At 69.9% G+C, this 12,364-nt stretch carries 11 protein-coding genes; 6 read left to right on the top strand and 5 right to left on the bottom strand.

Annotated features, from left to right (window positions below; all coding sequences use genetic code 11):
* The first annotated feature begins 32 nt into the window (after positions 1-32).
* Entirely contained in the window at positions 33-1,025 is a 993-nt protein-coding gene (locus G6045_RS41090; protein ID WP_206343113.1) for a ThuA domain-containing protein, read from the top strand.
* Between the two features lie 56 nt (positions 1,026-1,081).
* Complete coding sequence (locus G6045_RS00725; protein WP_165329730.1) at positions 1,082-3,013, top strand: hypothetical protein; 1,932 nt, start codon at positions 1,082-1,084, stop codon at positions 3,011-3,013.
* Positions 3,014-3,099: 86 nt separating this feature from the next.
* Here the strand turns inward: G6045_RS00725 and G6045_RS00720 are convergent, their stop codons facing one another.
* Both G6045_RS00720 and G6045_RS00715 read right to left on the bottom strand, forming a co-directional pair.
* Positions 3,100-4,467 carry an MFS transporter gene (locus tag G6045_RS00720; RefSeq protein WP_165329729.1) on the bottom strand — a complete coding sequence of 456 codons (1,368 nt, stop codon included), beginning with the start codon at positions 4,465-4,467 and terminating at the stop codon, positions 3,100-3,102.
* 190 nt (positions 4,468-4,657) lie between these two features.
* Entirely contained in the window at positions 4,658-5,350 is a 693-nt protein-coding gene (locus tag G6045_RS00715; protein ID WP_165329728.1) for a TetR/AcrR family transcriptional regulator, read from the bottom strand.
* A 155-nt stretch (positions 5,351-5,505) separates the two neighbouring features.
* Here G6045_RS00715 and G6045_RS00710 point away from each other — a divergent pair, with 155 nt between their 5' ends.
* Together G6045_RS00710 and G6045_RS00705 are read left to right on the top strand one after the other, a co-directional pair.
* A complete protein-coding gene (locus G6045_RS00710; protein ID WP_165329727.1) occupies positions 5,506-6,396 on the top strand; it encodes a shikimate dehydrogenase in 891 nt (296 codons plus the stop codon).
* Between the two features lie 55 nt (positions 6,397-6,451).
* Positions 6,452-8,266 (top strand): bifunctional sugar phosphate isomerase/epimerase/4-hydroxyphenylpyruvate dioxygenase family protein, encoded by a 1,815-nt coding sequence (locus tag G6045_RS00705; RefSeq protein ID WP_165329726.1) that lies wholly within the window; start codon positions 6,452-6,454, stop codon positions 8,264-8,266.
* A 19-nt stretch (positions 8,267-8,285) separates the two neighbouring features.
* Here G6045_RS00705 and G6045_RS00700 read toward each other — a convergent pair whose 3' ends face one another.
* Positions 8,286-9,254 (bottom strand): LysR family transcriptional regulator, encoded by a 969-nt coding sequence (locus tag G6045_RS00700; RefSeq protein WP_165329754.1) that lies wholly within the window; start codon positions 9,252-9,254, stop codon positions 8,286-8,288.
* Positions 9,255-9,293: 39 nt separating this feature from the next.
* Here G6045_RS00700 and G6045_RS00695 point away from each other — a divergent pair, with 39 nt between their 5' ends.
* Positions 9,294-10,187 (top strand): serine hydrolase, encoded by an 894-nt coding sequence (locus G6045_RS00695; protein ID WP_165329725.1) that lies wholly within the window; start codon positions 9,294-9,296, stop codon positions 10,185-10,187.
* An 83-nt stretch (positions 10,188-10,270) separates the two neighbouring features.
* The gene (locus tag G6045_RS00690; RefSeq protein ID WP_165329724.1) at positions 10,271-11,332 is read left to right on the top strand and encodes an MBL fold metallo-hydrolase; all 1,062 of its coding nucleotides are present in this window, start codon (positions 10,271-10,273) and stop codon (positions 11,330-11,332) included.
* 24 nt (positions 11,333-11,356) lie between these two features.
* Here the strand turns inward: G6045_RS00690 and G6045_RS41085 are convergent, their stop codons facing one another.
* Both G6045_RS41085 and G6045_RS41080 read right to left on the bottom strand, forming a co-directional pair.
* Complete coding sequence (locus G6045_RS41085; protein WP_235967335.1) at positions 11,357-11,554, bottom strand: hypothetical protein; 198 nt, start codon at positions 11,552-11,554, stop codon at positions 11,357-11,359.
* Positions 11,548-12,114 (bottom strand): APC family permease, encoded by a 567-nt coding sequence (locus G6045_RS41080; protein ID WP_328707613.1) that lies wholly within the window; start codon positions 12,112-12,114, stop codon positions 11,548-11,550. Before G6045_RS41080 ends, G6045_RS41085 begins: the two co-directional genes overlap by 7 nt.
* Between the last annotated feature and the right edge of the window lie 250 nt (positions 12,115-12,364).

Here is a 12,364-nt window from a genome sequence, read left to right as displayed (position 1 = left end):
GAGCCGATGAGAGCCAAGTGAGAGGAAAGACCGTGGTCATCAGCAGACCCCGCACCACCCTCACCGCCGTCGCGGCGGCCGTCGCCGTCGTCCTGACGGTCCTGGCCGCACTGCTCACCGGAAGCCACCCGGCCACGGCCCAGCGCGAGGACCGGCAGAGCGGCGCCCAGGAACTGGGCGACCCCGACTACGGCGTCTGCCGCGGCACCAACCCGCGCTGCTACCACGCCTGGGACAACTTCGACCCGGCCACCGACGGCTACCGCGTCCTGCTCTACACCCGTACCGCAGGACCCCGCCACGCCAACCTCGGACCGGCACTCGGCAGCGGCCTCAACCCCGCACTCGCCGACACCAACGTCGTACAGAAGTCCCTCGTGGAAATGGGCAGGGCCAACGGGTTCGCCGTCGACTGGACCGAGGACGTCACCCAACTCGCCACCCCCTCACGCCTGTTCCGCTACAACGCGGTGATCTTCTTCTCCACCAGCCGCGACACCCTCGACGACGCCGCACAGACCGCGCTGCGGCAGTACGTCCGTGGTGGCGGCGGGTTCGTCGGCGTCCACAACGCGTTCGGCACCGAGTACAACTGGCCCTGGTACGAAGGCCTGCTCGGCGGCGCCAACTTCTACGACCACAGCGCCAACCAGCCCGGCACCGTGGTCACCGAAGACCGCCATGACACCTCCACCGAGGACCTTCCGGCCCGCTGGGAGTTCACCGACGAGTGGTACAACCTCGTGCCCGCCCCCTCGAAGGTCCGCATCCTGGCCACCGTCGACGAGTCCACCCTGCCCAGGGGCGTCACCGGCAGCCAGGGCCACCCCGGTCACGGCAGGTCCCACCCGGTGGCCTGGTGCCAGTACTACGACGGAGGACGCGCCTGGCTGACGACACTCGGCCATGACGCCAAGTCCTTCTCCACCGACGGAAGTTTCGCCGGCGCGAAGGAGTTCCAGAAGCTCATCCTCGGCGGGATCGAGAGCGCCATGGGCAAGAAGCCGTTCTGCCGGGCCGCCTGAACCGCCGCCCGGCCCCCGCCGCATGCCCGGAACGACCGAGCAAGGAGGCCACTTCCATGACCAGCATCGACCGGCGCCGGCTCCTGCGCGGGGCCGCAGCGTCCGCCGTCACCGCTGCCGTGGCGACGGGAGCGCCCGCCGCCACGGCCACCGCAGCCGACCGCACCGCCGCGCGACCGGCCCCGCCCCTGGGGACGGCACAGCCGCTCGACGACCGGCCCTTCCCCTCGTACGACTACACCCGTGCCAACAAGCTGCCGCGGGAGATGACCGGGTACTGGGAGAAGTCCTTCGCCATCGGCGGCACGAGACGGACCGCCAAGGTCTACCTCTCGCCCGAGACGCCGATCCGCTCCTACTTCACGGTGCTCGCCGTGCCCGACGGCGTCGACACCGCCGAGTTCCTGCGGCGGTCCGGCTGGCGCGACACCGCCGACGAGCGCGAGGAGGGCCTGTTCGTCCTCGAACCGGGCGAGGGCGGCTGGACGGACGCAGAGTCCGAACTCGCCTATGTGGAAGCGGCGATGGGCTTCTTCGAGTCCAACCGGTACTTCTCCGTCTTCGGTGAGCACTACCTCGTGGGCTACGGCTTTGGCGCACCCCCTCTCGAAGCCTGGGCGGTCGCCCACCCGCTCCGGGTCATCGCCCAGGTCCACCTGAACTCCCGCGGGCTGCGCGAGACCTACCTGAACGCGTACGCCGGCGTCGAGTTCGACGGCCGGACCGCTCCCTCCTACACGCCGGTGGTCTTCCCCGACGGGTTCCGGCTCATCCGCCACGACGAGACCGTCCTGCCGACCTGGTACATCGGCCCCGACGCGAACACCGCCGGGGCGAGCCTGTCCTACTGGAAGCGTGCGAACGACACCCTCCAACGCGGCGAGCGGGACGGGGCGTTCGGCACGGTGTACCGGCAGCGGCACGGCTCCGGCCGATGGATGACCTCGCACGCGGGACCGATCTCCCAGGTCGCGGTCGAGCAGCGGCCGACCGACCCCTTCGCACCCCGTACGACCGACCGGATCGTCGCCTTCCTCACCCGCTACACCCGCTACGAGAACTTCTTCGCGTACGGCAATCAGCTCAACGAGCGCGCCGACTACCGGCGGCTCGGAGTCGAGGTGCGCACGATGACGGTCGAGGGCCAGGTGAGGGAGTACCTCGTCCATGTGCCCCGCACCGCTCACAGGATCTGGCGCGGAAAGGCGCCCGTGGTCTTCGTCTGGCCCGGCAACAGCCAGACCGACAAGGTCTTCATGGACGCGGCCGGGTGGTGGGAGGTCGCCGAGCGCGAAGGCTGCGTCGTCGTCACCGTGTGCGAGCAGTACAGCGCCACCTCGGTGTCGGTGAGCCACCGGGACTCCCTCGTCTTCTTCCGGCAGTTGCGCGAGGTGATGCTGCGCGAGTACCCCGTCGATCCCGGCCGGCTCTACTCCACCGGCCAGTCGGCCGGCAGCGGCGTGACCCAGACCTTCGCCATCGCCTTCCCTGAGCACTTCGCCGCGGTCGCCTCCACGTCGTTCACCGTGGCACCCGACGCCACCGGCACGGTGAGCCTCGACGGGGTCGCCCACCCCGCCCGTCACCGGCCCATTCCCACCTACCAGATCTACGGTTTTGGCGACCTCGCATTCCTGGAGGGCGGTCTGTGGGACGGCACCGACAACCGGCTCGATACGTGGGCGCGTTACCACCTCGACGCGGGCGGCCTGACCCTGGCCGTCGTCGACACCGTCGACGGTGCGCTCAGCGGCTGGCAGGACCGCTACCAGACCTGGACCTGGCACGCCCCTGGCACGCAGACGCCTCTCCTCAGGCTCACGAAGAACAACTACCGCTCGCACAACACGATGCCGGAGGAGACACCTCTGCTGTGGGGATTCCTCCGGCACTACCGCCATGAGGCCCGCTCCGACGGCACGGTCGCGCGCTACTACAGCGCGTCGGGCTTCCGCCGGAGGGGCGACGAGATCCGGCTCAGGTCCTGACCTCATCCGGTCGTGCCCGGTGGCTTGAATGCAGGGATGTGCCCGACCCTCGATGGCCGAGCACATCCCCGTATGACATACGCGGCTCAGGCGACGGTCACTCGATCCTTGGCCGAGGCGGCGGGGGCCGGCTCGCCGAGCAGTTCGGTGGGGACCGTGCGGGTCTCGCGGGCGGTGAGCGCGCCGATGGCCGGTGGCAGGCACAGGGCCGCGGTGAACAAGGCCACCGCGAACCAGTTGTCGCCGTCCGGACCCGCGATCTGCGCCGCGAACGTCACCGCGAACCCGGCCACCGCGAAGCCGATCTGCGTACCGATGGCCATCCCCGACAGGCGTACGCGGGTGGGGAACATCTCCCCGTAGAAGGAGGGCCACACCCCGTTGGCCGCGCTGTAGACGACGCCGAAGGCGAGGATCCCGAGGAGGAACGAGAGCGGGTACGAGCCCGTCGAGATCGCCCACAGGTAACCGAACATCAGCAGCGGGCTGCCGATCGCGCCCACCAGGAAGACGGGCCTGCGCCCGATCCGGTCGGCGAGACGGGCCCACAGCGGGATCGCGGCGAGGGCGACGACGTTGGCGAGCGCGCTCACCCAGAGCATGGCCGAGCGGTTCATGCCGACCGCGTCGCTCGTCGCGTAGGACAGGGCCCAGACGGTGAAGATCGTGCTGACCGAGGCGACAAGGGCACAGGCGATCACGCGCAGGACGTCGGCCCAGTGCTCGCGCAGCAGGACCGCGAGCGGGAGCTTGGCGGGGCCTTCGGAGGTGGCGGCCTGGCGTGAGAACTCCGGGGTCTCGTGCAGGGTGCGGCGGATGATGTAGCCGACGATGGCGACCACTGCGCTCAGCCAGAAGGGGATGCGCCAGCCCCAGGACAGCAGTTGGTCCTCGGGGAGTGTGGCGACTGCCAGGAAGGCGAGGGTGGCGAGGAGTTGGCCGGCCTGGGTGCCGCTGAGGGTGAAGCTCGTGAAGTAGGCGCGGCGATCGGCGGGTGCGTGTTCGAGGGTCATGGAGCCCGCGCTCGCCTGCTCGCCGGCGGCCGAGATGCCCTGGAGTACCCGGCAGAGCACAAGGAGGACGGGGGCGAGGGTGCCGACCTGGTCACGGGTGGGCAGACAGCCGATGGCGAAGGTCGCGAGTCCCATCAGGACCAGGGTGAAGACCATGATCTTGCGGCGGCCGAGGCGGTCGCCGAAGTGGCCGAGGAAGAGGGCGCCTATCGGGCGGGCCGCGTAGGCGACGCCGAAGGTCGCCAGGGACAGCAGCGTGGCGGTGGCCGGGTCCGATTCGTCGAAGAACACGTGCGGGAAGACCAGGGCGGCGGCGCTGCCGTAGATGAAGAAGTCGTAGTACTCGAGGGCGCTGCCGATCCAGGCGGCGAGTGCGGCCTTGCGCGGCTGGCCCTGCGGCGGCGGGGCGTCGGAGGACGGAGCGGGGACGACGTCGGTCAACGCGGACTCCTTGGAGAACTCCGGGCGGGCGGAGTGGCGGGGAGGAGGCGCCGGGAGCCGGGCTCGCGGGAAGCGCGGCACCGGACCTGGCGAATTAACTCACCAGATGGTTAATAGTGAGTGGTTACGGATGTTGGGGTCCGTGGCTTGCGGGTGTCAAGGGGTGTGCGCGGGTTGTTCGCTGCGGTGGTCAGTGATCGGGGGTCAACGGTCCCTGGTCGGCGTGACGCGGGGCCGTCAGGTAGGCGATCACCATGTCGCCGAGCATCCTGCGGTAGCGCTCGCGCTCCGAGGCTGCGGTCAGGTCGCGGCCGAACAGCGCGCCGAAGGTGTGGCGGTTGGACACACGGAAGAAGCAGAACGAGCTGATCATCGCGTGCAGGTCCACCGCGTCCACGTCCGCCGAGAACGCGCCCTGTGCGCGGCCCGCGTCCAGAATCCGCCGGAGCACGTCGATGGCCGGGGAGTTGAGGGAGCCCAGGGTCTGTGAGGCGGCGATGTGCTCGGCTTCGTGGATGTTCTCGATGCTGACGAGGCGGATGAAGTCCGGGTGTGCCTCGTGGTGATCGAAGGTCAGCTCGGCGAGGCGGCGGATCGCCGCGACGGGGTCGAGGTGCTCGACGTCGAGATCCTGTTCCTTGCTCCGGATCTCCGCGTACGAGTGCTCAAGTACGGCGGTGAACAGCTGTTCCTTGCCGCCGAAGTAGTAATAGATCATCCGCTTCGTGGTGCGCATGCGGGCGGCTATCTCGTCCACCCGCGCTCCGGTGTAGCCGGCTCGGGCGAACTCCTCGGTGGCGACCGCGAGGATCTCGGCCTTCGTGCGGGCCGCGTCGCGGATGCGGGTCCCGCGCCGGGCCGAAGGCTCCTCGGTGGTCGTCAACGCAATCCTCCATGCGGCTGGGACGTGCTTGGCATCCGGTGATTGTAGGAGTCAGGCATCGGGCGGCCGGATCCGTCAGGCCTCTTCCCTGAGCGGTCCGTCCTTGCTATTACTAACGAACCGTTTCGTACATTAGCTAGTCGTGGAGGGCGCCCGTGCCCCGGCAGACGTATCTGATCGGCCTGATAGGCGCCGGAGTCGGCCCGTCGCTCAGCCCTGCCCTGCATGAGAGGGAAGCCGACCATCTCGGCCTGCGCTACCTCTACCGGCTGATCGACATCGACGTACTCGAGCGGCCGGCCACCGCCGTGGGGGACCTCGTGCGCGCCGCGCGCGACCTCGGCTTCGACGGGCTGAACATCACGCACCCGTGCAAGCAGCACGTCATCGCGCACCTCGACGCCCTGTCCCCGCAGGCAGCCGAACTCGGCGCGGTGAACACGGTCGTCTTTGAAGACGGGCGCGCGATCGGCCACAACACGGATGTCACCGGGTTCGCCGCCGCTTTCACGCGCGGCCTGCCCGATGCGGCCAAGGAACAGGTGGTGCTGCTCGGAGCCGGGGGAGCGGGGGCCGCGGTCGCGCACGCTCTGCTCACCCTCGGCACCGGCCGGCTCACCGTCGTGGACGCCGTACCGGAACGGGCCGCCGCGCTCGCGGACTCCCTCAACCTGCACTTCGGCGAGAAACGTGCGCATTTCGAGCCGGCGGACACACTCGCCGCCCACGTCGCCGAGGCCGACGGAATCGTGCACGCCACGCCGACCGGAATGGCCGCACACCCCGGACTGCCGCTGCCCGAAGAGCTGTTGCACCCCGGACTGTGGGTTGCGGACATCGTCTACCGACCGCTGGAGACCGCGCTGATCCGCGCCGCGCGGGCGCGCGGCTGTGCCGTCCTGCACGGCGGCGGCATGGTCGTCTTCCAGGCCGTAGACGCGTTCCGCATCTTCACCGGGCGCGAGCCCGACGCCGACCGGATGCTCGCGCACTTCACCGAGATCACCGACCAGGAGACGGCCCTGCGCACCGCGTACGGCGCATAGCCGGCGAGCGGAACGGCTGCCACTACCGCCTCGTACACCCCCGAAGGAGCCTGCCGTGCGCACATCCATCGCCACTGTTTCGCTGAGCGGCCCGCTCACCGAGAAGCTCACCGCCGCGGCCCGCGCCGGATTCGACGGCGTGGAGATCTTCGAGAACGACCTGCTCACCAGCCCGCTCACCCCGGAGGAGATCCGCACCCGCTGCGCGGACCTGGGCCTGACCATCGACCTCTACCAGCCGATGCGCGACATCGAGGCCGTGCCCGACGAGGAGTTCGCCCGCAACCTGCGCCGCGCCGAGCACAAGTTCCGGCTCATGCGCAGGCTCGGCACGGACACCGTCCTGGTCTGCTCCAGCGTCTCGCCGAACGCCGTCGACGACGACGCCCTCGCCGCCGCCCAGCTGCGTCAACTGGCCGATCTCGCTGCGGAGTACGACATCCGCGTGGCATACGAGGCACTCGCCTGGGGACGCCACGTGAACACCTACGACCACGCCTGGCGGATCGTCGAAGCCGCGGACCACCCGGCACTCGGGCTCTGCCTGGACAGCTTCCACATCCTCGCCCGCGGCAGCGACCCCAAGGCCATCGAGGACATCCCCGGCGAGAAGATCTACTTCCTGCAGCTGGCCGACGCTCCCCAACTCGCCATGGACGTACTGCAGTGGAGCCGCCACTACCGCTGCTTCCCCGGCCAAGGCGGCCTCGACGTCGCCGGCTTCCTCGGCCATGTCATCCGCGCCGGCTACGACGGACCGCTCTCCCTCGAGATCTTCAACGACGTCTTCCGGCAGGCGGATGCCGCGACCACCGCCGTGGACGCGCTGCGCTCCCTGCTCGTACTGCAGGAATCCACCGGCGTGCACGCCTCACCGGCCCCCGTCGTGCCCACCGGCGTCGCCTTCGCCGAACTCGTCACCACCGACGTCGAACCGACCGCCGAACTCCTCACCGCCCTCGGCTTCACCCGCACCGGCCGCCACCACGGCAAACCCGTGGACCTGTGGGAGCAGGGCGAGGCCCGCATCCTCGTCAACACCGGGCCCTCTGGGCCCGCAGCCCGCCGCGACGGGACCGTACTCGCCGCGCTCGGCCTGGAATCCCCCGACCCGGCCGCCGCCGCACAGCGCGCCGAGGCGCTGCTCGCCCCCGTGCTGCCGCGCCGACGCGCGCCCGGTGATGTCCCGCTGTCCTCGGTCGCGGCGCCCGACGGCACGGCACTCTTCTTCTGCGCCACCCGCCGCCCCGAACTCCCCAGCTGGACCGAGGACTTCGAGCCCACCGGCCAGGAATTCGATTCCTCCGCCCAGGAAGCCGACGGACACGGCATCCACCACATCGACCATCTGGCCCTCACCCAGCCCTGGCACCAGTTCGACGAGGCCACCCTCTTCCACCGCGGTGTGCTCGGGCTCGACGCCCAGGACAGCGTCGACGTCGCCGACCCCTACGGGCTGCTCCGCAGCCGCGCCGTCAGTACGGCCGACGGCAGCGTCCGCATCGCCCTCGGTGTCGGCCCCGGGCCCGGCGACGACCTCGGCCGCCCCCAGCACATCGCCCTCGCCTGCGACGACCTGGTCACCACCGCCCGCCGCTTCTGCGAGGCCGGCGGACATCTGCTGCCGATCCCCGCCAACTACTACGACGACCTGGCCGCCCGCTACGGACTGTCCGAGGAGGAGTGGTCGGTCTACCAGAAGCTGGGCATCCTCTACGATCGCGACGCGTACGGCACCCTGCGCCACTGCTACACGCGCACCGTCGGCCGCGTCTTCTTCGAACTCGTCCAGCGCGACGGGGGATACCGCGGCTACGGAGCACCGAACGCACCGGTACGCCTGGCTGCCCAACGCGCGGTGGCCTTTTGACCGGCCGGATGTCTCTGCATCAGCTGGACTCTTCGTAAACCACCGACCACGGGCGGGGCGGCCCGTCCGGTGGGCCGGGGCGCTCCTCGCGGTGCAGGGCAGCCGTGCGGTCACGGGCGAGTACACCGGCCGCGAGTTCGGCGAAGTGCGGCGCCGCCGGGTGCGCGGACCGGCCGGCAGGCCAGGCCCCGGTCGTCCGCCGGACCAAGGGGCGGCCCGCCAACGGCCGCCAGACGACGTGTGGTTCCTTGCGCGCCACCGGCCCCTGGTCGAAGGCGACGCCGTGGCCGGCGTGCACGAGGGCCAGCAGGAACTCGGGGTTGGAAGCGTGCCGGAGACGACCGGGCACGAAGCCCTCCACGCGGCACGTGTCGAGAATCCGGTCGTACCAGCCGGAGGCCTGGGCGCGGGGAAAGAGCACCAGATCGTGGCCGGAGAGGTCACCGAGGGCGATCTCGGGGAGCCGGGCCAGCGGAGACGTCCGGGGCAGGACGACACCGAGCTCCGCGCACACCACCGGGCCGAGGCGGAGTTCCGTGGTGTCCACGGGCTGGTGCACCAGGCCGACGTCGAGTCCACCCGAGGCAAGTAGCCGCAGCTGCTCCTCGGTCGTGATCTCCTGGAGGTCGACGGTCAGGCCCGGGGATTGCTCCGCGCAGGCCGAGAGCAGCGAGGAGAGGGTCGCGACCGTGGTGTCGGGCGGAACTCCCGCGCGCAGTGCGCCCAGGCCGCCGTCCCCGGCGCGGCGGGCCAGCGTCCGCAACCGCGCTTCACGGGCGAGGAGTTCACGCGCCTCGTCCAGCAACACCATGCCGGCAGCGGTCAGTCGGACCTGGCGGTGCGTGCGGTCGAACAGGTCCGCGCCGAGGTCCTTCTCCAGCCTGCGTACCGCCTGACTGAGCGGTGGTTGGGCCATGCCAAGCTGGTCGGCGGCCCGGCTGAAGTGCAGCTCGTCGGCGACGACGACGAATATGCGCAGGTGGCGCAGGAGATCCACAGCCAGGCACCTTACGGGAGGAGCGAACCGATGGTCGAGCAACGGATCCGCGAGGTCTTCGCCGAGGCGGGCGCCGAGGGCGTGCTGCATGCGGTGCCGGTCGGTGGCGCGCCGGACACCGCGGAGGTGGCCGTCGGCGCGGACGAGCCCGTCGTGATCGCCTCGATCTTCAAGGTGCTGCTGGTCCTGGAGTTCGCCCGGCAGGTCGCCGCCGGCCAACTCGATCCGCGTGAGCGCGTACGGGTCACAGCCGCCGACCGGCTCGGCGGCTGGGGGACTGCCGGCTGTGTGGACGACATCGAGTTGTCGCTGCGCGATCTCGCGTATTTCGCCCTCTCGGTGAGCGACAACTCGGCAGCGGATCTGCTCCTCGACCGGGTCGGCCTGGACACGGTCCAGCTCCTCGCCAAAGAACTCGGGCTCACCAGGACCCGGATCGTGGGCGGCCCCCGCGAGGTACTGGAGTTGATGCTCGCCGAGGTGGGCGCACGGAACGAAGCGGAGTTCGCCCAGCGCTACCCGTCCTTGCCGGACGAGCGCAAGAGACGGATGGGCGTGCTCGATCCGCAGCGGACCAACTCCGCCACGCCTCGTGAGATCACCTGGCTTCTGCGTCTCGTCTGGCGTGACGAGGCAGGCCCACCACAAGCCTGTGCGCAGGTACGGGAGTTGATGGCCCGCCAGGTGTTCCGACACCGCCTGGTCTCCGGGTTCCCCGATGAAGTGACGGTCGCGGCGAAGACGGGGACCCTGCCCGGGCTGCACATGGAGGCGGGGGTCGTCCGGTATCCGGATGGGGGCCGCTATGCGGTCTCCGTCTTCGCCCGTACGCGGGAGCTGACCGCCTCACGGACGGCGGTGGACTCCGCGATCGGCGCCACGGCCAGAATTGCCGTCGATTTCCTTCGCAGCCAAGGCCTCTGACGTGCACTCATATGCGGATGCATATGACGACTCCAAGATTTTGATCTTGGACGGTGGGGGCTGTCCCCTGATCTCCTGAGGCCATGAACGACGACACAGGCGCCCAGCGCCCGCAGCGGAACATCCAGAGGTTCGGCCGACGCACGATGCTGCGCGGCGCCGCACTCGGAGCGGCCGCTCCACTGATTCCCGCCGCGGCCTCCGCAACCACCGCCTCAGCGCCCACGAGCTCCGCGCTCACCAGCTCCCCGACGACCGCCTCCGATGAAGCCGGGCGCGCGGCCCCTGCGGCCGGTTCGGCCTCGTTCCGCTGGCTGGGCACCTCCGGCTGGCGCATCGACGTCGACGACCGGACAGTGCTCTTCGATCCCTACATCACCCGCTTCAAGACCGGCCTGTTCGACGGGGCCTTCAACCCGGGCACCAAGCTCGAGTTTGACCCCGATCTCGTACGGGAGCACATCGGCCGCCCCGAGATCGTGCTGGTCAGCCACTCCCACTGGGACCACATCGCGGATGTGCCGTACATCGCGAAGACCACGGGTGCGCGGATCGTCGGCACCGAGACCACGTTCCATCTCCTCGTCGCGTTCGGCGTCGATCCGGAGCAGATCTCGGTGGTCAAGGGCGGTGAGGTACTGGACTTCGGCGGGATCACCGTCGAGGTCGTATCGAGCCTGCACAGCCGCAACAAACGGCACTCCTACTTCGCCCCGGGCACGCTCAACGCCCCACCCGCCGCGGCCCCGAGGAGCATCGGCGACCTGCCGGAGGGCGACACGCTCGCCTTCCAGGTAACCGCGGGAAGCGCAGGACCTTCCGCGTTCCTCATGGGCGCCAGCGACTTCGCCGAGCGAGCCGTGCAGGGACTCACCCCCGATCTCGCGATGATCGCGGTGCCGTCCAGCACCGCCACCTCCCGCTATGTGCCCCGCCTGCTGCGAGCTCTGGGCCGGCCCGGCGTCGTCGTCCCCGTGCACTGGGACAACTTCGAGGAGCCGCTCAGCAAGCTCCCGCGCCACGACCCGGCGATGGACCTGGACGGCTTCGCCACCCAGGTCCACCAGGAGACCCCGACGACCCGGATCGTCATCCCCGACTACCGCACGACGTTCGGCGGGGACATGCGGCCGCGGACGCTCTGATCGGGCCCGGGCGCGGGAGGGGAACTACGCGGTGACCTTGTCCGTGGCCGCGGTGTCGTCCTCGAAGGTCATCTCCGGTGCGGGCCGGCGGAAGCCCTTGGTCAGAACCGCCAGGTAGACGACGCCGGCCGCCAGCCACACGCCGCCGATCTGCAGTGCGACGTCACCGAGCTTCGTCAGGAGGTAGACCGAGACGGCGCCGCCGATGAGCGGCATCACCAAGTACGCGAACAGGCTGGGAGCGCCCCCCGCCGGCGCTCGCGGACCAGATGGGCGATCACGCAGACATTCACCAACGTGAAGCCGACGAAGGCGCCGAAGTTGATGAACGACGTGGCTGTGGTCAGGTCGAGTTTCATGGCGATGACACCGGCGGCCGCGGTCAGCAGCAGGTTCAGGACGGGCGTGCCGGTCTTCTTCGACAGGTTGCCGAAGACGGCCTTGGGCAGTGTGCCGTCGCGTCCCATGACGTACATGAGGCGGGCGGCGGAGGCTTGCAGGGCGATACAGGAGGCGATGGATCCGGCGATGGTGACGAAGTTGATGATCTCTGCGTACGTCTCGCCGCCGACCTGGACCTTCAGGTGGTAGGCGGCCGCGTCGACATCGGCGAACTTCACGCCGGGGTGGGCCAGTTGCATGACGAAGGACAGCACGATGAAGATTGCTCCGGCGGCGACGACACAGCCGATGATGCCTCGGCCGATCGTCTTCGCCCCACCCCTGGCCTCCTCGCCGAGAGTGGAGACGGCGTCGAAGCCGAGGAAGGCGTACGCGGCGATGACGGCGGCCGCCGTGACCGCGCCGATCGACGACCTTGTTGACGCGGTCCGCGAGCTTCATGCCGAAGACGTTGATGGCGGTGGTGATGCCCACCGAGACCATCAGCCAGAACCACTTGGATATGTCGGGGAACTGGGCGTTGAAGCAGACCGCCGTGATCAGCCAGCCGACCATCGGGATGAATCCTCCCGCACCGACAACAGCCCCGGCGGAGCCCCCTTCGGCGGCTACGGCAGTTTCTGGACGCAG

This window comes from Streptomyces mesophilus, assembly GCF_011044995.1.
GTDB classification, from domain to species: domain Bacteria; phylum Actinomycetota; class Actinomycetes; order Streptomycetales; family Streptomycetaceae; genus Streptomyces; species Streptomyces mesophilus.
Note: the sequence above shows the minus strand (reverse complement) of the source record. Positions and strands in the feature narration are given on the sequence as shown.

What these genes read in the sequence shown, in the direction of transcription:
- G6045_RS00725 (WP_165329730.1), top strand. Translation starts at nt 1,082, where the DNA reads ATGACCAGCATCGACCGGCGCCGGCTCCTGCGCGGGGCCGCAGCGTCC.
- G6045_RS00695 (WP_165329725.1), top strand. Translation starts at nt 9,294, where the DNA reads ATGGTCGAGCAACGGATCCGCGAGGTCTTCGCCGAGGCGGGCGCCGAG.
- G6045_RS00690 (WP_165329724.1), top strand. Translation starts at nt 10,271, where the DNA reads ATGAACGACGACACAGGCGCCCAGCGCCCGCAGCGGAACATCCAGAGG.